Annotated in this window: 22 protein-coding genes, 1 other RNA gene and 2 pseudogenes; 14 read left to right on the plus strand and 11 right to left on the minus strand. The window is 60.7% G+C overall.

Going from position 1 to position 21228, the window contains the following annotated elements; translation table 11 throughout:
- The first annotated feature begins 112 nt into the window (after positions 1–112).
- The 4 genes from AWU82_RS19450 to AWU82_RS19465 all read left to right on the plus strand — a co-directional run bounded on the left by AWU82_RS19450 (position 113) and on the right by AWU82_RS19465 (position 1936).
- Positions 113–391: a PA2433 domain-containing protein gene (locus AWU82_RS19450; RefSeq protein ID WP_064382601.1), complete on the plus strand. Its 279-nt coding sequence runs from the start codon at positions 113–115 to the stop codon at positions 389–391.
- Between the two features lie 98 nt (positions 392–489).
- Positions 490–879: a transfer-messenger RNA gene (gene ssrA / locus AWU82_RS19455) on the plus strand.
- A gap of 67 nt (positions 880–946) precedes the next feature.
- Positions 947–1429 carry a cysteine hydrolase family protein gene (locus AWU82_RS19460; RefSeq protein WP_064382602.1) on the plus strand — a complete coding sequence of 161 codons (483 nt, stop codon included), beginning with the start codon at positions 947–949 and terminating at the stop codon, positions 1427–1429.
- A gap of 138 nt (positions 1430–1567) precedes the next feature.
- Positions 1568–1936: a DUF6124 family protein gene (locus AWU82_RS19465; RefSeq protein ID WP_064382603.1), complete on the plus strand. Its 369-nt coding sequence runs from the start codon at positions 1568–1570 to the stop codon at positions 1934–1936.
- A 95-nt stretch (positions 1937–2031) separates the two neighbouring features.
- On the opposite strand, the gene AWU82_RS19470 is transcribed toward AWU82_RS19465, so the two are convergent.
- Positions 2032–2610, minus strand: a complete 579-nt coding sequence (locus tag AWU82_RS19470; RefSeq protein WP_064382604.1) for a GNAT family N-acetyltransferase — start codon at positions 2608–2610, stop codon at positions 2032–2034.
- Between the two features lie 143 nt (positions 2611–2753).
- On the opposite strand from AWU82_RS19470, the gene rimJ reads away from it, so the two are divergent.
- Together rimJ and AWU82_RS19480 are read left to right on the plus strand one after the other, a co-directional pair.
- Positions 2754–3341 carry a ribosomal protein S5-alanine N-acetyltransferase gene (gene rimJ / locus AWU82_RS19475; RefSeq protein WP_064382605.1) on the plus strand — a complete coding sequence of 196 codons (588 nt, stop codon included), beginning with the start codon at positions 2754–2756 and terminating at the stop codon, positions 3339–3341.
- A 68-nt stretch (positions 3342–3409) separates the two neighbouring features.
- Positions 3410–4843, plus strand: a complete 1434-nt coding sequence (locus AWU82_RS19480; protein WP_064382606.1) for an ArnT family glycosyltransferase — start codon at positions 3410–3412, stop codon at positions 4841–4843.
- Positions 4844–4908: 65 nt separating this feature from the next.
- Here the strand turns inward: AWU82_RS19480 and AWU82_RS19485 are convergent, their stop codons facing one another.
- Together AWU82_RS19485 and pmrG are read right to left on the minus strand one after the other, a co-directional pair.
- Complete coding sequence (locus AWU82_RS19485) at positions 4909–5730, minus strand: phosphatase PAP2 family protein (protein ID WP_064382607.1); 822 nt, start codon at positions 5728–5730, stop codon at positions 4909–4911.
- A complete protein-coding gene (pmrG, locus tag AWU82_RS19490) occupies positions 5727–6398 on the minus strand; it encodes a lipopolysaccharide core heptose(II)-phosphate phosphatase PmrG (protein WP_064382608.1) in 672 nt (223 codons plus the stop codon). Before pmrG ends, AWU82_RS19485 begins: the two co-directional genes overlap by 4 nt.
- Positions 6399–6642: 244 nt before the next feature.
- Here pmrG and AWU82_RS29590 point away from each other — a divergent pair.
- The 4 genes and pseudogenes from AWU82_RS29590 to gliR all read left to right on the plus strand — a co-directional run.
- Positions 6643–7656, plus strand: a pseudogene (locus tag AWU82_RS29590) (methyl-accepting chemotaxis protein); the annotation flags it as partial.
- A gap of 309 nt (positions 7657–7965) precedes the next feature.
- Positions 7966–8562, plus strand: a pseudogene (locus AWU82_RS29595) (methyl-accepting chemotaxis protein); the annotation flags it as partial.
- A gap of 470 nt (positions 8563–9032) precedes the next feature.
- Positions 9033–9416: a DUF6124 family protein gene (locus AWU82_RS19500; RefSeq protein ID WP_064382610.1), complete on the plus strand. Its 384-nt coding sequence runs from the start codon at positions 9033–9035 to the stop codon at positions 9414–9416.
- Positions 9417–9655: 239 nt separating this feature from the next.
- The gene (gliR, locus tag AWU82_RS19505) at positions 9656–10684 is read left to right on the plus strand and encodes an AraC family transcriptional regulator GliR (protein ID WP_064382611.1); all 1029 of its coding nucleotides are present in this window, start codon (positions 9656–9658) and stop codon (positions 10682–10684) included.
- Here gliR and AWU82_RS19510 read toward each other — a convergent pair.
- The 7 genes from AWU82_RS19510 to mdaB form a co-directional block, all read right to left on the minus strand.
- Positions 10681–11049: a glyoxalase superfamily protein gene (locus AWU82_RS19510; RefSeq protein WP_011332360.1), complete on the minus strand. Its 369-nt coding sequence runs from the start codon at positions 11047–11049 to the stop codon at positions 10681–10683. The genes gliR and AWU82_RS19510 overlap by 4 nt on opposite strands.
- Positions 11050–11166: 117 nt before the next feature.
- Positions 11167–12624, minus strand: a complete 1458-nt coding sequence (locus tag AWU82_RS19515) for a D-aminoacylase (protein ID WP_064382612.1) — start codon at positions 12622–12624, stop codon at positions 11167–11169.
- Between the two features lies 1 nt (position 12625).
- Complete coding sequence (locus tag AWU82_RS19520) at positions 12626–13486, minus strand: MurR/RpiR family transcriptional regulator (protein ID WP_064382613.1); 861 nt, start codon at positions 13484–13486, stop codon at positions 12626–12628.
- Between the two features lie 15 nt (positions 13487–13501).
- Positions 13502–14851 (minus strand): GntP family permease, encoded by a 1350-nt coding sequence (locus AWU82_RS19525; protein ID WP_064384140.1) that lies wholly within the window; start codon positions 14849–14851, stop codon positions 13502–13504.
- A 248-nt stretch (positions 14852–15099) separates the two neighbouring features.
- Complete coding sequence (locus AWU82_RS19530; protein WP_064382614.1) at positions 15100–15993, minus strand: NAD-dependent epimerase/dehydratase family protein; 894 nt, start codon at positions 15991–15993, stop codon at positions 15100–15102.
- A 103-nt stretch (positions 15994–16096) separates the two neighbouring features.
- Positions 16097–17008, minus strand: a complete 912-nt coding sequence (locus AWU82_RS19535; protein ID WP_039772910.1) for a LysR family transcriptional regulator — start codon at positions 17006–17008, stop codon at positions 16097–16099.
- Positions 17009–17068: 60 nt separating this feature from the next.
- Positions 17069–17659: an NADPH:quinone oxidoreductase MdaB gene (gene mdaB / locus AWU82_RS19540; RefSeq protein ID WP_064382615.1), complete on the minus strand. Its 591-nt coding sequence runs from the start codon at positions 17657–17659 to the stop codon at positions 17069–17071.
- 204 nt (positions 17660–17863) lie between these two features.
- Between mdaB and AWU82_RS19545 the strand changes: the two genes are divergently transcribed.
- A complete protein-coding gene (locus AWU82_RS19545) occupies positions 17864–18178 on the plus strand; it encodes a putative quinol monooxygenase (protein WP_011332353.1) in 315 nt (104 codons plus the stop codon).
- Here AWU82_RS19545 and AWU82_RS19550 read toward each other — a convergent pair.
- A complete protein-coding gene (locus AWU82_RS19550) occupies positions 18168–18932 on the minus strand; it encodes a sulfite exporter TauE/SafE family protein (RefSeq protein WP_064382616.1) in 765 nt (254 codons plus the stop codon). The two genes, AWU82_RS19545 and AWU82_RS19550, sit on opposite strands and share 11 nt — an antisense overlap.
- A gap of 141 nt (positions 18933–19073) precedes the next feature.
- Here AWU82_RS19550 and AWU82_RS19555 point away from each other — a divergent pair, with 141 nt between their 5' ends.
- The 3 genes from AWU82_RS19555 to AWU82_RS19565 all read left to right on the plus strand — a co-directional run bounded on the left by AWU82_RS19555 (position 19074) and on the right by AWU82_RS19565 (position 21197).
- Positions 19074–19955, plus strand: coding sequence for a LysR family transcriptional regulator (locus AWU82_RS19555; protein WP_064382617.1), 882 nt, complete (start codon positions 19074–19076; stop codon positions 19953–19955).
- 55 nt (positions 19956–20010) lie between these two features.
- Positions 20011–20586, plus strand: coding sequence for an NAD(P)H-dependent oxidoreductase (locus AWU82_RS19560; RefSeq protein ID WP_064382618.1), 576 nt, complete (start codon positions 20011–20013; stop codon positions 20584–20586).
- A 200-nt stretch (positions 20587–20786) separates the two neighbouring features.
- Positions 20787–21197 (plus strand): MerR family transcriptional regulator, encoded by a 411-nt coding sequence (locus AWU82_RS19565; RefSeq protein ID WP_064382619.1) that lies wholly within the window; start codon positions 20787–20789, stop codon positions 21195–21197.
- Positions 21198–21228 lie beyond the last annotated feature (31 nt).

The raw sequence follows: 21228 nt of genomic DNA on the forward strand, positions 1-21228 counted from the left end.
CGAGCGACCGCAGTCCACAGAACAGGCCCCGAACAATCGGGGCTTGTCCTCCATTCGGTTGCCCGTCCTGACGGCCAGCGAAGTCTGGATCCCTCAGTTCAAGGAGATACACATGAAGCGTTCTGTACTGTTAGGTCTGTTCGTTACTGCCTCGATGATGGCTTCCACTTCGTTCGCCGCAGACAAGCCTGCTGACTTGTGCGACGCCAACATCCAGGAGATCAATAATCTCAAAGGGCAGTTGTCATCGTCCCCGGAAAAAACCCAGATGGTTGAAACCAGCCTGAGCAAGGCCAAAGCCCTCAAAGCTCAAGGCAAAATTGATGACTGTGTGGCAGAAACCTCGAAAACCAAGCTGGAGATACAAAAAGCCAGCGGCACCAACAACTGATCGATGCTGACGGGCCAACCTGCGGGTTGGCCTCGTCGGCAGATTGACGTACACTGTGCACGCTTGTTGCCTGATCAGATTTACCAGGCAATGAGTTCGGGGCCGTTTAGGATTCGACGCCGGTTGCGAAACTCTAGGTGCATGCCGACTTGGTAACAGAAGTCGTAAATCCACTGTTGCAACTACTTATAGTTGCCAATGACGACCAATACGGTGCTGCTCTCGCTGCTTAATTGCAGCTGACATGCACTCCTGGTACCTTCGGGTCCAGCAATCATCAGGGGATGTCTGTAAACCCAAAATGATTGTCATATAGAACAGAATCGCCGTGCAGTACGTTGTGGACGAAGCGGCTAAAACTTACACAACTCGCCCAAAGCACCCTGCCCGTCGGGTCGCTGAGGGTTAACTTAATAGACACGGCTACGCATGTAGTACCGACAGCGGAGTACTGGCGGACGGGGGTTCAAATCCCCCCGGCTCCACCAACTCTCAACGACAAGGCCCGCCGAGTGCGGGCCTTGTCGCATCTGGAGATTCACCCCGGTAGTCCTCATGCGCCAGGCACTGCTGATCATCGACGTCCAACCCAGCTTCTCCCCGCCCCAATGGCTGATCGACGGCATTCAATCGCTCATCGGCAAACTGCCCAGCGTCGCCACGGTCGAGCGCCATGATGAAAATCGCACACCGTTCAAGCGCCAGCTCGGCTGGCATCCGGCAGCGGACGATGACAGCCTGATCGCTGCGGATCGCATTTTCATCAAGTACGGTTATGCGCCGTCGCCGGACACGATCGAGTATCTGAAAAGCCTGAATCTGGATCGCGTGTTGGTCTGTGGTCTGCAGACCGAGACTTGCTGCCTCGCTGCGGGGTTTGCGCTGTTCAATGCCGGTTTGCAGCCGACGCTGCTCACGGATCTGACGTTGGGATCGTCACTGGATCGCTCGGGCGGGCTAGGTGTGCGGTTATGGGAACATCACTTCAAGCACGCGCTGACGTCGAGTGAACTTCACTCCTGTCTGCAAGCGTCCTAGGAAATTTCCCGCAACCCGCGTCGACTTTCATGAACTGGTTCAAGATGCTTCCAAACGCTAGTCTTCGCGCTCCGCTGCAACCCGGCAGATGGTTTACCAAAGGGATTCGCCGGGAGCCTGAAACCATGGAGCCTTGTCATGAAAAAAGACACCCCAAGCCTGCCTGATCAAACACCGTCTCACGAAGCCGAATCGAAAGAACCGGCTGTGCTTGCCCAGCCTCAGGAATACGTGAGAAAGCCGCGTCGAACCCTGCCTTTCAACGAGATTTTCTCCGTGCGCACCGATGTGGATACGGCCACTCTGCTGACCCATGCCTGTGAAACCCTGGCGGCGCTCAACATGATGACGGCGAACATCGCCGATGATTTCACAGGCTCTCAGCGCAGCCGGTTGCTGGCGATCCGGCAGCTGTCGATCATGACCGAAATGCTGGTCAATCGCGCCGTGGAGAACCTTGATCCGGTGAATCTGGTGCCCCGTACGACGGCGCCTGTCGTGCACTGAAAAACGACCGCCCGTCGATGACGCAAGTCGTTCATCGACATGAACTTTTCTTCACCCCGGCGGCGGTGATGGCCGTGTACATTGGCCTCGCTCATTCAAGAAACTACGGTTCGCCCGCGCTCCTGCGGGCTTTTTTTCGCCTGCGTTTTGCCTGGCAGGCGATAGACGCAGGTGTCTTGCTCACCGTGCCGTTCCGATTGCCGGGCCCCTGGGTGGATCCTGATCAACACAAACCCGACAGCCTCGGCCAGACGCCGGCTTCGCGCATTGGCAGAGGACGCCGTCAGGTAAAAGGTGAATTCAGGAAGGTTGTTGAGCAGGTGCGTGAGGGCGGCGCGCATGTAGCCCTTGCCCGATTGCTCGGTGTTGGCCCAGTAACCCACGACGTAGCGGTTGCGCGAGCGGGGCTTGAGTCCGATGCAACCGATCAGCGCTTGCCCGTCTTCGGTAACGATCAGCCATCGTCGCTCGCCGGTTTCACTGTTGAACTCTTTTCGGGCCTTCAGCAGGAACTCGAGCGCCTGCTCCGCGTTGGTGTACTCACGCGGCCAGGGCAGAAACTCCGAATGATCGAGGTAGCTGGCGTTCAGCGCCTGCTGAAACAACGAATAAAACGCCGGATCCGCCGGTATCAGTCGCAGCGACTGCTCCCCCGCCTTGAATGCCCATTCCATCATGTCCTCCTTGAACGACGCATCTCATAACCGGATGTGAAGTGAATCAGGGAAATTTATAGTGCTCTGCGTTCGGCGATCCAGTTGTGTTTTCCGTCCGGCCGGACAATTCTGTCAATCATTCCCTGCTTCCGGAGCACCCGATGCCGCTGCTGACCCTGCCCTGTCAACGCCTGACGCTCGCGGTACTCGACCCGGATCAAGCGCCGCTGGAAAGCGCGTTCTACCAGCGCAATCAACGTCACCTCGCGCCGTGGTCACCGATTCGCACCACCGACTATTTCTCCACCGAACAGATCCGCCGACGCCTTGAAATTCAGGCCAGCGCCTTCGAAGCCGGGCTGGCGGTGCACATGGCGTTGCTGACCCCGGATGGCGAGCAGATGATCGGCGCCTGCAATTTCAGCGGGATCATCCGCGGTGCGTTTCAGGCGTGTTATCTGGGTTATCACATCGACGAGGCGCATCAGGGCAAGGGGTTGATGCAGGAAGCGCTGGAGGCGGCCATCGCCTATATGTTCGAGACCCAGAACCTGCACCGGATCATGGCCAACTACATTCCCGGCAATGAGCGCAGCGCCCGGTTGCTGGAGCGCCTCGGGTTCGAGCGTGAAGGCTATGCCAAGGCGTATCTGAACATTGCCGGGCGCTGGCAGGATCATGTGCTGACGGCGCGGGTCAATTCGCGTTTCGAAACGCAGGAGCAACGCTGGTCGCGGCCGCTGTCGTGACGTTCACAAATTATTAAGGATTGGCCGCGTAAGCTCAGGTTTCCGCTCACTTCCGGTTGCCTGAACCCATGTCGCGTGCCGCCTCTTCCCTGCTTCTGCTTGCCGCTCTGCTGTTCTTTTTCGCCCTCGGCAGCCATCAACTGCAAGGTTCCACCGAGGCCCGGGTTGCGGGCATTGCGATGGAAATGCACCTGGACAACGACTGGGTGACGCCGCGTCTGTTCGGCGAACCCTTCCTGGAAAAACCGCCCCTGAGCCTGTGGCTGGACGCCGGCGCCCTGCGCGTTTTCGGCGTCTCGCCCTGGGCGGTGCGACTGGCGTCGGCGATGGCCGGGTTGCTCAGCGTGATGCTGCTGTATGCAATGCTGCGTCGCTTCGATCGCCCGAAGGCCATCGCCTGGACGGCGGGAATTCTGCTGGCGACCATGGCCAGTTACTGGAGCAACGTACGCGGCGTCGGCGAGGATGCGTTGCTCGCCCTCGGCGTGACCACGGCACTGTTGGCGTTCTTTCAGGCGCAGCGAGCATCGACACCCGGCAATTCGTTGCTGTTTGTAGTCGGGATTGCGATCGCCACGTTGAGCAAAGGCGTGCTCGGGCTGGCGATGCCGGGCGTGGTGATTTTCGCTTTTCTGCTGGCCGACAACCTGATGGACAAGCGCTTCAAGCTGACGGACTGGCTGCGTCCGGGTTTGCTGACCCTGGTCGGCCTGATCCCGCTGATGATCTGGCTCGCCGTGCTCTATCAGCGTGGCGGCGTCCAGGCGGTCAGCGAAGTGTTGCTGACCAACAGCGTCGGACGCTTCAGCGGATCGTTCGTCGAAGCCGGCCACTACGAGCCGTTCTACTATTACCTCGCCAAACTGCCGCAGGCGTTCCTGCCCTGGAACATTCTGGTGTACCTGGGCTTATGGCATTTTCGCAAAGAACTGAAAGCCAACCGTTACCTGCTGTTTTTCAGCCTGTGGATCATCGCGCAGTTCATCCTGCTGACCCTGGCCTCAAGCAAACGCACGGTGTACCTGATGTCGATGACACCCGCAGCGGCAGTGATCGCAGCGGAATATGCGGGCGTGTTGTTCGACAGGTTGAAGGATCACAAGAATGGTTTTGTCGGACGAATCGCCCGTCATCGTCAGACACTGGCGGCGGGCATATTGGCGGTGGTCATCGCCAGCTACCTTGGCGCCGCGCAATGGGCACTGCCGAACGCCGATAAACACCTGTCGTTCCTGCCGCTGACCGAACACATCCAGTCGCTGCAGGCGAGCGGCAATCAAGTCGCGTTGTTTCAAGCCAACGAACGGGTCGGCGGCGCCAGCGTGTTCTATACCCAGAGCGTCCTCAAGGGGCTGGACACCGATGCGCAGCTACGGGACTTTCTCAGTGCATCGCCATCGAACATCGCCGTGATGTCGGGAGACAGCGAACCCACCGCCCCGCTGAAAGTCCACAAGACCATGATGGTCGGGCGCCAGGCGTATTACTTCGTCGGCTATTGATGCCACGACAGCACAAACGAAACACCCGCCGGTGATGGCGGGTTTTTCATTTCAGCGGCGAGGACTCAGAGAGAAACCTCAGGCTGTGCGCCGAACACCTTCCGCTCTCGCTTGCTCAACACCGGCAATTCCAGACGAGCCCGCCCGTAAAACGCCAGCGCCGTCAGCAAACACGCCAGCCACACGAAGATCCCGGCCCAAAACGTGTGGGACATGTAGTGCCAGCCCTGTAGGACTCGCGTAGTGCCGTAGACAAAACCGAGCAGCAGCGAGCCCCACAACAACGCGCTGGAGAAACGCCACTGATAACGACGCGCCACGAAATACAGCGCCAGCATGGTGAAACCACCGGAAGCATGACCGCCCGGCCAGCAACGCCCTTCACCCGCTTCGTGGAACAGCTGGAAATTGTTGTACCACTCGATGTGCGGCATCTTTCCGCCGTACAGCGTGGTTTCGATCGGGCAGTAGACGCTGGTATGCGCCTTGAGGAAATGGATCACCCCGGTGCAGACCGCGAAAGCCACCACCACAAACAGAAAATCCCTACGGTGATCGGCGGTAAAGCGCAGCACCGGGGCGACTTTACCGCGCTCGAGAAACCCGCCCAGACGCGGATGCTTTTGCGGTTTCACCAGTGGCCAGACCAACGACAGCATGGCGCCGATCAAGGCAATTTCCGCCGTCCAGTTCGGAATGATCCGCGCCCACTTGTGGGTCAGTTTTTCAAAGAAGTGAATCTTGTCGAGCGGAAAGGTGTCGGTCAGTGGATCGAACAGCAAATTGCTGAAAGCGATGTCGATGTTCGTCATGTCGAACATCAGAAAAACCACGGCTGCGCAGAGCAGCGGGATGCCGAAGTTGTAAGCGTAAAAGCGTGATTTCATTGGGTGGTCACCGTGCGCCAGTCGGAGGCTTCAATGAAGCCGAGCATCTGTGGGGCCGCCGGGCTGGCGGCGGAAACAAACAGCGATGCGCCGTACCCGAGGGTCGAGGCCGGCACCTTGAGGTCTTTTTCCAGCTGCGCCATGCATTCGCTGTGGGTCACCAGAATCAGGTTGCGTCCCGGGACTTTGTGCGCGAGCGCGTCCTGCAGCATCCGGCCCTTGCAACTGATCAGCCAGTCTTCGCCGGTCGCGGCCTTGTTGAACATGTAGCCAGCGGTCTGCACCGTGCGCATCATCGGGCTGTTGTAGACGTCGGCCTTGTCCAGGCCCAACTGCTCGAACTGCGCGCCGACGCTCACCGCGACACTGCGCGAACGATCGGTGATGCCATCGTGGCCGCTCAGGCACGCCGCTTTCGAGTGGTCGCAGCGCTCGACGTGGCGAACCAGCACGATGATTTCGCCTTTGCTCCAACCGTCCTTCAGCGCCTGCGCGCCGGCCACATTGCCGTGGGCAAGGTCCGGCACCGCCGCCGGGGCGAGCAGCCAGAGGGTCAGCGGAATGACCAGCACCGAGGCCGCCAATACCACCCAGGTGTTTCGAAAACGGGCCAGACCGCTCAGATCAATCGAGCGCTTGACGCCGAACAGACTCAGTCGCAATTCCACAAAAAGCCGCCATCACGTGTCATTCGATGCGGCGAGGTTAGAGAGCACGGCGTGGGCAGGCAGTGAAACCCATGTGAAAAAAGTCTTGTGAGTGCCTGTTACAAATTCCGTAGGACAAAATCCTTTCAGCTCTCGGATTTGCGGCCGATACAGTCCTGCTTACACCCTTGCTGGCGCAAAAAAACAACAATCTTCCAGCCTGACCGACGATCAAGACGCACAACGTTTTTCTGGAGGATTTTTGATGAATAGCTGGTTCGGCAACATCAGCGTGAACCTGAAACTGGGGCTCGGATTCGGCCTCGTCCTGGCCCTGACCTGCATCCTGGCGCTCACTGGCTGGACCAGCCTGGGCGGTCTGATTGACCGCAGCAACTGGATGAGCGACATCACCCAGCTCAACGCTGGCCTGACCAAACTGCGCGTGGTGCGCCTGCAATACATGCTGACCAACGGCGACGAAACCGCCGCGCAGAACGTGCAGACCACCCTCGACGGGTTCGCCGCCCAACAGCAGAAGCTGATCAGCAGCTTCAAGAGCCCGGAAAACGTCAAGCTGCTCAAGGAGCAGGCGGCGACCATCGCCGAGTACCAGACTTCGCTGAACAAGATGCGTAACGCCTACCGCACTGGCAACACGGCGCGCGACTCGATGGCCACCAGTGCCGCGACGGCCTACGGCCTGATCGAAGCGCTGAGCAACCACGTCCAGCAAATGCCGCTGAGCGATGAGCGTTTCGAGCAGTTCCAGGCTGTCACCGCCGCCAAGGAAGCGTTTATCCTGGCGCGCTACGAAGTGCGTGGCTACACCGCCACCGCCAACGCCGAGACCGAGCAGAAAGCCGTCGGCCAACTGGATGCGGCCATCGCCAGCCTCAAGCCACTGAACACGCATTTCGCCAGCACCCAACAGGACGCCCTGCGTCAGCTGGAAACCGCACTGACCAACTACCGCAGCGCCTTGCAGGCGTTCAAGAACGCCAACACCGATGCGGTGCAGGCGCGCAAGGAAATGACCGATCAGGGCACGACCATCGTGACCCTGAGCGAGCAGCTGTATCAGATCCAGCTCGATCGCCGTGACGCAGAAAGCGCCCAGGCTCGCACCCTGCAACTGATCAGCACCCTGCTGGCGTTGCTGGTCGGCGTCATCGCTGCCTTCATCATCACCCGTCAGATCACCCGTCCGCTGCAGGAAACCATGGCCGTGGTCGACCGCATCGCCAGCGGCGACCTGAGCCACAACGTTGTGGTTACCCGCCGCGACGAACTCGGCGTGTTGCAACAAGGCATCGCGCGCATGGGCGTGACCCTGCGCGACCTGATCAGCGGCATCCGCGACGGCGTGACCCAGATCGCCAGCGCCGCCGAAGAACTGTCGGCCGTGACCGAACAGACCAGCGCCGGCGTGAACAGCCAGAAAGTCGAGACCGATCAGGTTGCCACCGCGATGCACGAGATGACTGCCACCGTGCAGGAAGTCGCGCGCAACGCCGAAGAAGCCTCGCAAGCCGCAGCCGCCGCTGACGGCGAAGCCCGCGAAGGCGACAAAGTGGTGAACGAAGCCATCGCCCAGATCGAGCGTCTGGCCAGCGAAGTGGTGCGCTCCACCGAAGCCATGAGCGTGCTGCAACAGGAAAGCGACAAGATCGGCAGCGTCATGGACGTGATCAAGGCCGTGGCCGAACAGACCAACCTGCTGGCCCTCAACGCTGCCATCGAAGCGGCTCGTGCCGGTGAGGCCGGTCGCGGTTTTGCCGTGGTTGCCGACGAAGTCCGTGGCCTGGCCCAGCGCACCCAGAAATCCACCGAGGAAATCGAAGGCCTGGTGGCCGGTCTGCAGAACGGCACGCAGCAAGTGGCCGCCGTGATGAACAACAGCCGCGCCCTGACCGACAGCAGCGTGGCCCTGACCCGCAAGGCTGGCGACTCGCTGGAAAACATCACCCGCACGGTGTCGAACATCCAGTCGATGAACCAGCAGATCGCCGCAGCCGCCGAACAGCAAAGCGCCGTGGCCGAAGAAATCAGCCGCAGCATCATCAACGTCCGCGACGTGTCGGAACAGACGGCGGCGGCGAGTGATGAGACCGCCAAGTCCAGTGTTGAACTGGCGCGGTTGGGTGGGCAGTTGCAGCAGATGGTGAGCCACTTCCGCGTGTAAACCCTGCACACGAAAGCCGATGTACAAAGAAGGGCAGCTGAAACGCTGCCCTTCTTTTTTTGCCCGGGAATTGTCAACTTCAGGAAGTGGATGACGCGTTCTGAAACGCAATTACACACGCTTGATCAGGGGTGTTTAAGGACACGCCGTGATACGTCCCGAAGCCCACAAAACCTTGCGCCGTTGCCTACGGCTACGCCAGAATCCGCCGGCTTGTGCGCCTTGGGCTGGCTGCGTAATTTGATTGCGTCACTGATTTCCAGTGATCGAACTTAGCGGTTCGGAATGTCCCCTACGGTTGCACATGTCGAATCCAGTCAGGCGCCAGCCTGCACTTGATGGTGGCTGTGCGCATGGCACCTTCGGGTGCGCCGGGTTTTGGGTGACTTACCGGTCCGCTAACTTGCGCACAGCTGCCACCCTTTCGCTTAGCGGCGAAAAGGTGCGGCCTAACCAGAGGTTAGTCACCCATGTTCAAGGTAACGCCAAACCCACCGCTCACCGAACCCACAACCCTCCCGGATCCAACATCCCCCTACGAATGCCCCGGCTCGAAACGTTTCAATGAAGCCGCCGAACGCGCCCTCGATTATCACCTGGGCCCACTCAGCGCCCACATCATGGCCGCGCCCTACAAACCCAACACCCTCTATCAGGCTCACCCCGAAGCCGACACCGAATCCCTGCTGGTGGACGCCAGCGAATCCCTCGGCTCCGCCACCGTCATGCTCAACAATCATGTGGCACTGGTCGAAGGCAGCCACCGCAAGACCCTGCAAGGCATCGCCCAGATCGTGATGATCGCCGAACTGGCCGTTAACCGTGCGCTGGACAAGGTCGTGCCGACGGATTGATGCGGGAGATGGCGAGTGCGGTGCACTCGCCGCTTCTTATTGATCGTTCAATGACAAAGCCCGCAGGACGCGGGCTTTGTCACAAAGACTTAAGGCTTGTCTCGCTCAAATTCTCCAAGGGTTGATCACCTCAACCCCCAACGTCGCGCAAGCGTCAGCCATTTACTTTATTCGCGGATTCAAATTACCTTTCAGAGCGCTCATCCGCCCCCGGCGGCCTCGATCAAGAGGATTCGGTCATGCAATCGCTCGGCTTCACCTCCGTCCCACCGCTGCTCAAGTACCTGCGCCATGCCGAACATCTGGGCATGGCCATCGAGCCTGCGTTGGCGGCGGCCGGGTTGCAGGCGCAGCAGTTGAGCGACAACAGTCTGCGCCTGCCGGGGGAAACCCATGAGCGGTTGCTCGATTACTTTTGCGAACACTCGGGCGATCCGCTGTTCGGCCTCAACGCGGCGAATTTCGTCCTGCCCAACTCGTGGAGCGTGCTGGGTTACATCACCATGAATTGCGCGACATTGGGCGATGCCATGAGCCGCATCATGCCGTTCGAAAAACTGGTGGGCGACATGGGCGTCAGCCGCGCCGAGGTGCACGATAGCCACGTGCACCTGATCTGGAGCTGCCGCTTTGAACGCCGGCGGATCCGCCGGCATCTGGTGGAGAACGTGCTCGGCTCCTGGCTGCAATACGCACGCTGGATCGCCGATACCCGACTGTCGCCGGCCGCCGTGTGGCTGGAACACTCACTGCCGGCGGGCACGACGCTGGCGCAGTACGAACAGTTTTTTGAATGCCCGGTGCTGTTCGATCAGCCTTATTCCGCGCTGATCGTGCCGCTGCCGTATTTGCAGTTGCCGTTGCGCCAGGCCGATGCGCATTTGCTGCGCACCCTGGAAGATCACGCGCAGAGTTTGATGGCGACGCTGGAGGATGCGTCGCTGGAGCAGCGGGTCAAAAGCATCCTGCGCCAGTTGCTCAAGGAAGGCCTGCCGCGCAAGGAACAGGTGGCCGAACATCTCGCCGTGTCGGTACGCACGCTGCAACGTCAGTTGCATCAGGCCGGCACGTCGTATCAGCAGATCCTCGATGAACTGCGCCAGGAACTGGCCGAGCATTACCTGCTCAACAGCACCCTGCCGATTCAGGACATCGCCCAGTATCTGGGCTTCAGCGAATCACGCTCCTTTCACCGCGCCTTCAAGAGCCGACGCGGGATGCCGCCCGGTGAGTTTCGGCAGACTCACCGGGTCTCGAACGACGGCTAGAGGCTGATCGCGTTGGTGAACACCAGACGATTGCCGAACGGATCGGCGATGGTCATGTCCTGGCTGCCCCACGGCATGGCCTGAATCTGTGGATGCGAGAACTTGTACTCCTTGGCCAGCAACTGCTGCTGAAATGCTTCCAGCTCATCGGTCTCGATCCGCAGGGCCGAACCCGGGGTTGCATCGCCGTGGTGTTCGGACAGATGCAGCACACACTCGCCGCGCGACACTTGCAGGTACAACGGGAAACCGGGTTCGAAACGATGCTGCCAGTCGATCTTGAAGCCGAGGAAGTCGACGTAGAACTCCACGGCTTTGGCTTCATCGAAAATCCGCAGGATCGGGGTGGTTTTGCCGAAGCTCATGGGTTGCTCCCTGACTGATTGGCCCCTGAGTGTAGCCGGGGTGGATGTCAGCAATTCGGCTTGGTGATGGCTTTCTTTAATTGCAATGTGCCATCACCGTGACGCAGTCAGCAAAATTCAACGAAAGCCGTCGCGCAGATCGCCCTGGCGCGCCAGGAACCGCCCTGCTGTTTGCCCGTTGGCCTGGCCGTCGCGATAACTCAACACACCATTGATCCACACCCCGTCGATGCCTTGCGCGGCACGTTGCGGGTCGTTGAAATCCGCCACGTCACGTACGGTCGCCGGGTCGAACAACACCAGATCCGCCCAGTGCCCTTCACGAATTTCGCCCCTTTCCTTCAGGCCGAAACGCGCGGCCGACAGACCGGTCATCTTGTGCACGGCGGTGTGCAGCGGAAACAGGCCGACATCGCGACTGAAATGGCCGAGCACCCGTGGGAAAGCGCCCCACAGACGCGGATGGGGGAACGGGTCTTCCGGCAGGCCATCGGAACCGACCATCGACAGCGGATGAGCGAGGATCCGGCGCACGTCGTTCTCGTCCATCCCGTAATACACCGCGCCCGCCGGTTGCAGGCGTTTGGCGGCGTCGAGCAACGACAGATTCCATTCGGTGGCGATGTCCATCAGATCGCGACCACCCATTTCCGGATGCGGCGTCGACCAGGTGATGGTGATGCGATGGGCGTCGGTGACCTGCTTCAGATCCAGGGTCGAAGAACTCGCCGCATACGGATAGCAATCGCAACCGACCGGGTGAGTTTTCGCCGCCACCTCCAGCGAGGCGAGCAACTGCGGACTACGGCCCCAGTTACCGGCACCGGCGCATTTGAGATGGGAAATGATTACCGGCGATTGAGCATGGCGGCCGATGCGGAAGGCCTCGTCCATTGCTTCCAGCACCGGTTCGAATTCACTGCGCAGGTGGGTGGTGTACACGGCGCCGAATGCTTTCAGTTCTTCAGTCAGTTGCATGACTTCGTCGGTGGATGCCGAGAACGCGCTCGCATACGCCAGACCTGTGGATAAACCGAGGGCGCCCGCCTCCAGGCTTTCACGCAACTGCTCGCGCATCGCGCTGATTTCAGCGTCGGTCGCGGTGCGGAACAGATCATCGAGGTGATTGCTGCGCAGCGCCGTGTGCCCGACCAGCGCCGCCACGTTCAGTGTGGTATTGGCCGCTTCGACCGCCGCCCGATAATCGCGAAAACGTGGATAGACGAACGCTGCCGCCGAGCCGAGCAGGTTCATCGGATCCGGCGGATCGCCGCGCAAGCTGACCGGCGCCGCACTGATCCCGCAGTTGCCGACAATCACCGTGGTCACGCCTTGGCTGAGCTTTGGCAGCATCTGCGGCTGACGGATCACCACGGTGTCGTCGTGGGTGTGCACGTCGATGAAACCCGGCGCCAGCACACGGCCAGCGGCGTCGATTTCCTCGCTGGCACTGACATCTTGCAAGTCGCCGATGCGCGCGATGCGGCCATCGAGGATCGCCACGTCGGCGGTGTAACCGGGGCGGTTGCTGCCGTCGATGACCAGAGCGTTGCGAATCAGGGTGTCGTACAGCATGTCAGTCTCCCAGCGGCAGGTGATCGTCGCCGCCGCGGTATTCGTCGAGGGCGAGTTTGATCCGCCGCAGACGTTCTTGATTGTCTTCAGGATTGGCCAGCGCCAGCTCGGTGGCCAGCACGTCGATGGCGAGCAGCATGCCGTAGCGCGCCGCCGTCGGTTTGTAGATGAACGAGGTCTCGGCGCCTTGCAGCGGCAGGACGATGTCGGCCAGTTCCGCCAGCGGCGAGTCGGCGCGGGTGATGGCGAGAATCCGTGCGCCGTAGTTGCGCGCCAGCGCCACGGTCTCCAGCAACTCCGGGGTGATGCCGGTCAGCGAACAGACGATCACCACCTGCTCGGCGCTAAGGCTGGCGGCGGTGACGCGCATCATCACCGCGTCGTGGCACACCGCAATCGGGTAGCCGAGGCGCACCAGTCGCACCTGCAATTCGTCGCTGCACAGGGTCGAGCAACCGCCGATGCCGAAGGCGTGGATCATCCGCGCCTGGCCCAGCAGTTTCACCGCATCGGCGAAGCGTGATTCGTCGAACGCCGCCAGATGCTGGCGCAAGGTGGTTTCGATATCGCCGACGATCTGCCCGTAAAACGCCGACTGCTCGGGCGTGCCCGCCGGGTCGAGGAAACGGCTGCCGACGCCGCTGGCCTGGGCCAGTTGCAGACGCAGGTCGCGCAGGTCGCGACAACCGACGGAGCGGGCGAAGCGCGACAGGGTGGCGGTGCTGACTTCGGCCCGCTGCGCCAACTCTTCGAGGCTGGCGGAGGCGGCAAATCCTACGTCGTCGAGCATCAGACGGGCGATGCGTCCTTCACCGGCGCTAAAGGAATCCTGACGGGCGCGGATCTGATAAAGGATGTCCATGGCGGATAACTCCGACTACAGCAGGTAGGAAAGACCGACGGTCAGGGCGAAAGCGACAATTGAGATCAGGGTTTCCAGCACCGTCCAGGTCTTGAACGTCTGGGCCACGGTCATGTTGAAGTATTCCTTGATCAACCAGAAGCCGCCGTCGTTGACGTGGGAAAAGATAACCGAGCCCGCGCCGGTCGCCAGCACCAGCAGTTCCGGGTGTGGATAACCCAGACCGATGGCCACTGGCGCGACCACGCCGGAAGCCGTGGTCATCGCCACGGTCGCCGAACCGGTGGCGATGCGCATCAGCGCGGCGAACAGCCAGCCCATGATCAGCGGCGACAGGTGAAATTCATGAGCGAGGCCGACGATCTGATCGGTGACGCCGGCGTCCACCAGAATCCGGTTCAGACCGCCACCGGCGCCCACCAGCAAGGTGATGCTGGCGGTCGGTGCCAGGCATTCGTTGGTGAATTTGAGGATCGATTCGCGGTTGAAACCCTGGGCAATACCGAGCGTCCAGAAACTCAACAGCGTCGCCAGCAACAGCGCGATCACCGAGTTGCCGATGAACAACAGGAACTGATTGAAGCCGCTGCCCGGCGTGGAAATCAGGTTGGCCCAACCGCCGATCAGCATCAGCACCACCGGCAACAGAATGGTCGCCATGGTGATGCCGAAACCCGGCAGGCTGTCGCGGGGTTCGCGTTCGAGGAATTGTTTTTCCAGCGGGTTATCCGCCGGCAACTGAATGCGCGGCACGATGAATCTGGCGTACAGGGGGCCGGCAATGATCGCCGTCGGAATGCCGATGGCAATCGCGTACAGCAAGGTCTGCCCGACCGACGCCTGATAAGCCTGCACCGCCAGCATCGCCGCCGGGTGCGGCGGCACCAGCGCATGCACCACCGACAGCCCGGCGACCATCGGCAAACCGACCATCAGGATCGACACGCCCACCCGCCGCGCCACGGTAAAGGCAATCGGCACCAGCAACACGAAACCGACTTCGAAAAACAGCGGCAGCCCCACCAGAAACGCAATGCACACCATCGCCCAGTGCGCGTTCTTCTCGCCAAAGCGCTCGATCAACGTGCGCGCCATCTGCTCGGCCCCGCCGGACTCGGCCATCATCTTGCCGAGCATCGTCCCCAGCGCCACCACCAGCGCAATGTGCCCCAGCGTCTTGCCCACCCCGGCCTCATACGCCCCCACCACACCCGACGGCGGCATCCCTGCCACCAGCGCCAGGCCGATGGAAATCAGGGTAATGACAATGAACGGATTGAGCCGGTAACGGGCGATCAGAACGATCAGGGCGATGATGGCAACGGCGGCGTACACCAGCAGCCAATAGCCGAAGGACGGTGTCATGCGGTACTCCTCGAAAGGGTCACGTTCGAATGGGTTGTGAAACTCATAAATCATTTCGAGATCGAGTTTTCAAACCCAGTGAAAGTAATTTTCGTGGAGGGATAAGGGTTGTCGTTTTTGGATATGCCTTGTCGCGAATAATGAAAATTCACCGGTGTTATTTACATGTACCGGAAACACAAATACCTGTGGGAGCTGGCTTGCCAGCTCCCACAGGTTCAGTGGTGTTCACACGAGCAGCGCGGAACTCACACCATTTCGTTACGAATCCATTCAACCACCGACGTACGCTTCGGTGCCCAGCCCAGCCGTTCGCGGGCGTGTTTGCCGCGTACGCGGCTGTTGGAGCCGAGGCCGTAGTTGGCCATTTCGTAGCCCCACTCAGCTTCGGCATCTTTCAGTGGCCAGTCTTGTGGCTGGTCCAGATTCAGGGCTTCGGCCATGGCGGTGGTCATGTCGATGAACGACGCTTCGCCGCTTTCGACGAAGTAGAAAGTGCCCGGGACGTTTTTGCTCAGGGCCAGCAGGTACAGCGCCACCACGTCTTCGATGTGCACGTTGGACCAGATGTTCTGACCGGTGCCGACATGACGCACTACGCCGCTTTTGCGTGCCTGTTTCAGCAGACGCGGCAACTGCACGCTGTCGCGGTTGACGCCCAGGCTGTGGCCGTAGATCAGGGTGTTGCAGATGACGGCCGAGTTCACGCCGTCCTGCGCTGCGGCGAGGATCAGGTTGTCGATGGCCACGCGTGCGGCCTTGTCGACGGTCGGCTCCGGCAGATTGTCTTCGAAGTAGATGACGTCGCTGGATTTGCCGCCGGACGCATCGCCGACGATGCTCGAACCGCTGGTGTGCAGGAATACTTTGTTCGAGCCGCGCAGGGCATCGAGCAAGGCTTCGACCGCGCCGCGATGATCGCTGCTGGCGGCGTTGATCACGGCGTCGGCGGCGCGGGCCTGTTCGGCCAGCAGCGCTTGGTCGTCGAGGGTGCCGATGACCGGGGTGATGCCCAGTGCTTTCAGCTCATTGGCCTGTTCAGCGCTGCGCACCAGACCGGTGACGGTGTGGCCGGCCTGGACCAGGCCGGTGGCGATGGAGCCGCCGATAAAACCGGCAGCGCCGGTGACGAATACGTTCATGGAGAAACTCCCTGCGTGAGTAAGTGATGCAACGAGTATCGATCGGCCAGCCCGGTGGAAAAACCCGCCCCCAACCAAATCACTGTTGCGCAGGGATCACGAATCAGCCTTTGAAATCGGCGCTGGCGTAAGCCGCCAGTTTGCTCTGGATGAAGTCGAGGAAGCACTGGATGCGCAGCGCCAGCTGCGAGTTGCGGTAGTACACCGCGTTGATCGGCTGGCGATAACCACTGTTGAATTCCGCCAGCAATACCTTCAGCCGCCCGGCACGAATGTCGTCGATGGTCATGAAATGCGAGAGGCAGGCAATGCCCTGCCCCTCCAGCGCCAGATGGCGAACCGTCTCGCCGCTGGAGGCGCTGATCGCCGGAGTGATCGGCCAACGGTCGCCGTGCACGTAACGCAGCGGCCACTGGTTGAGGCCTTCGTTCTGGGTGAAGCCGAGCAATGTGTGTTCGCTGAGATCAGCCACCTGGAGCGGTGCGCCATGTTTTTCCAGATACGCAGGGCTGGCGACGATCAACAGTGGACTGCAACCCAGCGACCGGGCATGCAACGTCGAATCGGCGAGGGTGCCGATGCGGATGGCGACGTCGGTGCTTTGTTCCAGCAGGTCAATGATCAGGTCATTGCTGTTGAGTTCGAGCTGGATATCCGGGTACAGCCGACGGAATTCGTCGATGTACGGCACGACGGCGTGGAGCATGAACGGCGACGCGGCGTTGATGCGCAGTCGTCCTGATGGCGTCTGCTGACGTGAAGAGAGGCGCTCTTCGAGTTGATCCATCTGGTCGAGGATCAGCTTGGCCTGTTCGAAGAAATACTTGCCCTCCTCGGTCAGGTCCATGCGCCGAGTGGTGCGGTTGATCAGCGTGGTGTCGAGCTTGGCTTCCAGCCGCGAAAGCGTGCGACTGACCGCCGACGGCGTTTGCCCGACCTGCTCGGCGGCGGCGGAGATCGAACCGCATTCGATCACGCAGACGAAAATCTGCAACTCATCGGATCTGGCTTTCACGGGTGTCCTCGAATCGAAAGGCCTGCTGCGCAAGCTCAGGCCTTCGATAGTAGCCGAGCGTCAGGCCTTGAGGCCAAACACCTCAGTCAGATGCTGCTCATAACGCGCCACATCCGCTTCGATGTTCGGGCGTTTCATCACGTCCACGCAGAGAAAGGTTGGCAGGCCGGTCATACCGAGGAACTGGTTGGCCTTGTGGAACGGGAAGTACACGGCGTCCACGCCTTTGGCTTCGAAGAAGTCGGTCGGGTCATCGAACGCCTGCTGCGGTGCGTTCCAGGTCAGCGACAGCATGTATTGCTTGCCGTGGATCAGACCGCCGCTGCCGTACTTCTGCGACGCGTCGGAACGGGTGCGACCGTCGCTGGCATAGAGGCTGCCGTGACCTTCGGTAAAGACTTCGTCGATGTACTTTTTCACGGTCCACGGTGCGCCCATCCACCAGCCCGGCATCTGATAAATGATCACGTCGGCCCAGAGGAATTTCGCGACCTCTTCGGCGACGTCGTAACCCTCGTCGATGAAGGTGGTCTTGACGTCGAGACCGCCACGATCCAGCACGCTCAGCGCAGCTTCGTGCAGGGTGGTGTTGTAGCGACCGTCGGAGTGGGCGAATTTTTTACCGCCATTGAGCAACAGCACTTTTTTCATGGGAGAGCCTCGATCGGATTCCGATGCGCAGCGCAGAGCGCTGGATGGAGAAGGGAAAAAATTGAATGGCGGCAGATTAGCGATCCACCTCGCGCGGAATAAGCACCGATGGCGCAAAATTCATTTGAGTAAAACGCACGAATCGAATGCCGATTGTTGCCGTAGGATTGGCCGCCATCTGAATCTGAATGGAGTTTTTTTGCGATGAGCGAACGCCAGGGTTTCATCCTGCACGCCAAGACCCGCCCGGAAAAAGCCGAGGCTTTCGAAGCGTTTTTCCGCGCCTACGTCGAACCGAGCCGCGCCGAACCCGGCTGCATCGAGTACCACATGCTGCGCGACAAGGAAGACCCGACCCTGTTCATCTTCTACGAGATCTGGGAAAGCCAGGCGCATCTGGACGTGCACTCGAACCTGCCGCACATGCAGCAGTTTCTGGCCCAGCGCATGGAATACCTGGAGCGGGATTTCGATATCCGCCCGATTGAAATGCTCAGCGCGTCGTCCGCTAACCGCTGATCAGCAGATGGGCGCCGAGCGCGCCCAGACCGATGAAAAACACCCGTCTGAACAGCACGGCGCTGATGCGCTGTCGCAGCCATTGCCCGAGCCACATGCCGAGCACTGCCGGGATCAGCGCCAGCAGCGAAGCACTCAGTTCCGCGCCGCCGAGCGACCCGCGCCAGAGCAATCCGCCGGCCAGCGCCAGAGTCGACACGGTGAAGGACAGGCCCAGCGCCTGCACCAGTTCATCGCGGCTCAACCCCAGTGCCTGCATGTACGGAACGGCGGGAATCACGAACACACCGGTGGCCGAAGTGATGACGCCGGTGATCACGCCACAGAGCGGGCCGAGCCATGGTTCATGGCGGCGACTGACACTCAGCGTCGGCAGGAACAATCCGCTCAACGCATAGAGCAACAGCGCCGCGCCGAGCCCGCGCACCACCCAATGCCCGCCCGCCATGCCGATCCACAAAGTGCCGACCGCCGTGCCGAAGAAGATCGCCAACAGCATCGGCCACAGTCGTTTCACCAGCCCCTGCAAATGCCCGCCGAACGCCAGTTGCCAGACGTTGGTAAAGGTCGCTGGAATGATCAACAACGCCGCAGCCTGCGACGGCGCCATAGCCAGACCGAGCAAACCCATGGCGACAGTGGGCAGGCCGAGGCCGATCACGCCCTTGATCATGCCAGCGACGACAAAGGTCGCAATCACCAGCAATGACAGGGCCAGTCCGAGGTTTTGATAAAAATCTGCGAGTGCGTTCATGGCCACACTTTGCTCCTGTGCGGATGAACTGAAAATCTGTCATACACTGAGGTTGCCTCTACCTATACAAGAGGCTTGTTAATTTTTCGCGGCCGCTGGCCTCTTCGTCGGGACTGACACCACTAATATTGAGGCTGCCCCATGCACTTCGACCTCACCGACCTGCGCCTGTACCTGCACATCCTCGACAGCGGCAACATCACCGCCGGCGCCGCCCGCAGTCATCTGTCGCTGGCGGCGGCCAGTGCGCGGATCCGGGCGATGGAAGCTTCGCTGGGCACCGAGTTTCTTGAGCGCGGGCGCCGTGGCGTCACACCGACACCCGCCGGTAAGGCCCTGGCGCAACATGCGCGACTCCTGCTGCAACAGGCCGAGCGCATGCAGCAGGACTTGAACGAATACGCCCGGGGTGTCAAAGGCCAGGTGCGTTTGCTGTGCAACACCACAGCCATCAGCGAATACCTGCCGGAAGTGCTGGCGGATTTCCTGCGCGAACACCCCAACCTCGACATCGACTTGCAGCAACTGCCCAGCGCCCGCATCACCCACGCCTTGCGCCAGGGAGCAGCAGACCTTGGCATTGTCTCCGACGCCGTGGACACCCGCGACTTGCAGACCCGGGTCTTTCGCGCCGACCCGCTGGTGCTGCTCGTGCCGCCGGGTCATGCGCTGGCAGAGCGTCTCTCGCTGACCTTTGCCGAAACCCTGGCCCATGACTACGTGGCGCTGGGTGCCGACAGTGCCCTGGCGATTCATCTGGAAGAACAGGCGCTGCACATCGGCCAGCGCATGGCGATCCGCATCCGCGCCGATGGCTTCGATGGGCTCATGCGCATGGTTGCGCACGGCGCGGGGCTGGCGATCGTGCCCAAAGTGGCGGCTGAGCGCTGGCCCCGGACGAACTCGTTTACCTGCGTGTCGCTGGACGACGCCTGGGCCAGGCGGACACTGCATCTGTGTTCACGAAATTTCGCTCATCTGCCGGCCTATAGCCAGGCCTTGCTTGATGCTCTGACGCCTTGACTCTACCGCTAGGGGCAGACTCTATCCTGTGAGCTTCTTTTCAGGAGTACACACAATGAGCAAACGAATGCTCGTGATTCTGGGACACCCCTCCACCGACAGTTTTTGCGGAGCACTGAGTGAAACCTACGTTCAGGCGGCCAAGGATGCCGGGCATGAGGTGCGGTTGATGCGCCTGGATGCACTGGATTTCGACCCGGTCCTGCACGAGGGTTACAACAAGATTCAGCCGCTGGAACCCGATCTGTTGCAGGCGCAGGCCGACATCACCTGGGCCGAGCACCTGACCTTCGTCTACCCGATCTGGTGGGGCGGGATTCCGGCGTTGATGAAAGGCTTCCTGGATCGCATCTTCCTGCCCGGTTTCGCGTTCAAGTACCGCGAGGGCAAGGCCTTCCCGGACAAACTGCTCAAAGGCCGCACCGCCCATTTGCTGGTGACCATGGACACGCCGTACTGGTACTACAAGTGGTTCTACCGCATGCCGGGGCTGCACCAGGTCCGCAAGACCACGCTGGAGTTCTGCGGGGTCAAACCGATCAAGACCCTGACGTTCGGCCCCATGCTCGGCTCCAAACCGGAGCAGCGCGATGTGTGGCTGCAACAAGCGCGAGCCAGCGCCGCGTTCTGAATCTGACGCTACTGTTCAACTGACGGCGCCGCCGACGCCGTCAGCCCCTCCACGGGCTCTCCCCCGAGCCCGTCCGTCAGCCGTGCGCGTCATTTACGCACAGTTGCAACCTGCCGATGGTATTCACCCTATAATCGCCCGCCGATCAGGCCTCGAGCCTGGTCACGCTAAGCCCCGTTTTATCATCGAGATGGATCTTTATGTATATCGGCAAAGCCGCCCAGCTGTCGGGCACCACAGTCAAAAGCATTCGCCATTACGAAGAAATCGGTCTGTTGCCCGAGCCCAAGCGTGAAGGTAAATACCGTATCTACAGCCAGGAGAGCGTCGAGGTACTGACGTTCATCAAATGCGCTCAGCAACTGGGCTTCAAGCTCAAGGAGTTGCAAGTCATCCTGAACAACTACCGCGGCGAAGAATTTCCCTGGGACATGGCACAAAATGCCATCGCCCAAAAAAAAGCCGAGCTGGTGACCCAGATCGGCGATTTGCAGCAGTTGTACGATGGACTTGAAGCGTTTGAAAACAACCTCCACGAGGCTCGACAGGAGTGTCAGTTCGAGCGCATCGCCCGGCACGGGGAAAAAACCCCGGGCGCTACGCTGAACTGAAAACCCTTCTGCGGCGCATGGGCCGGTTCGC

This window comes from Pseudomonas glycinae (assembly GCF_001594225.2).
GTDB classification, from domain to species: domain Bacteria; phylum Pseudomonadota; class Gammaproteobacteria; order Pseudomonadales; family Pseudomonadaceae; genus Aquipseudomonas; species Aquipseudomonas glycinae.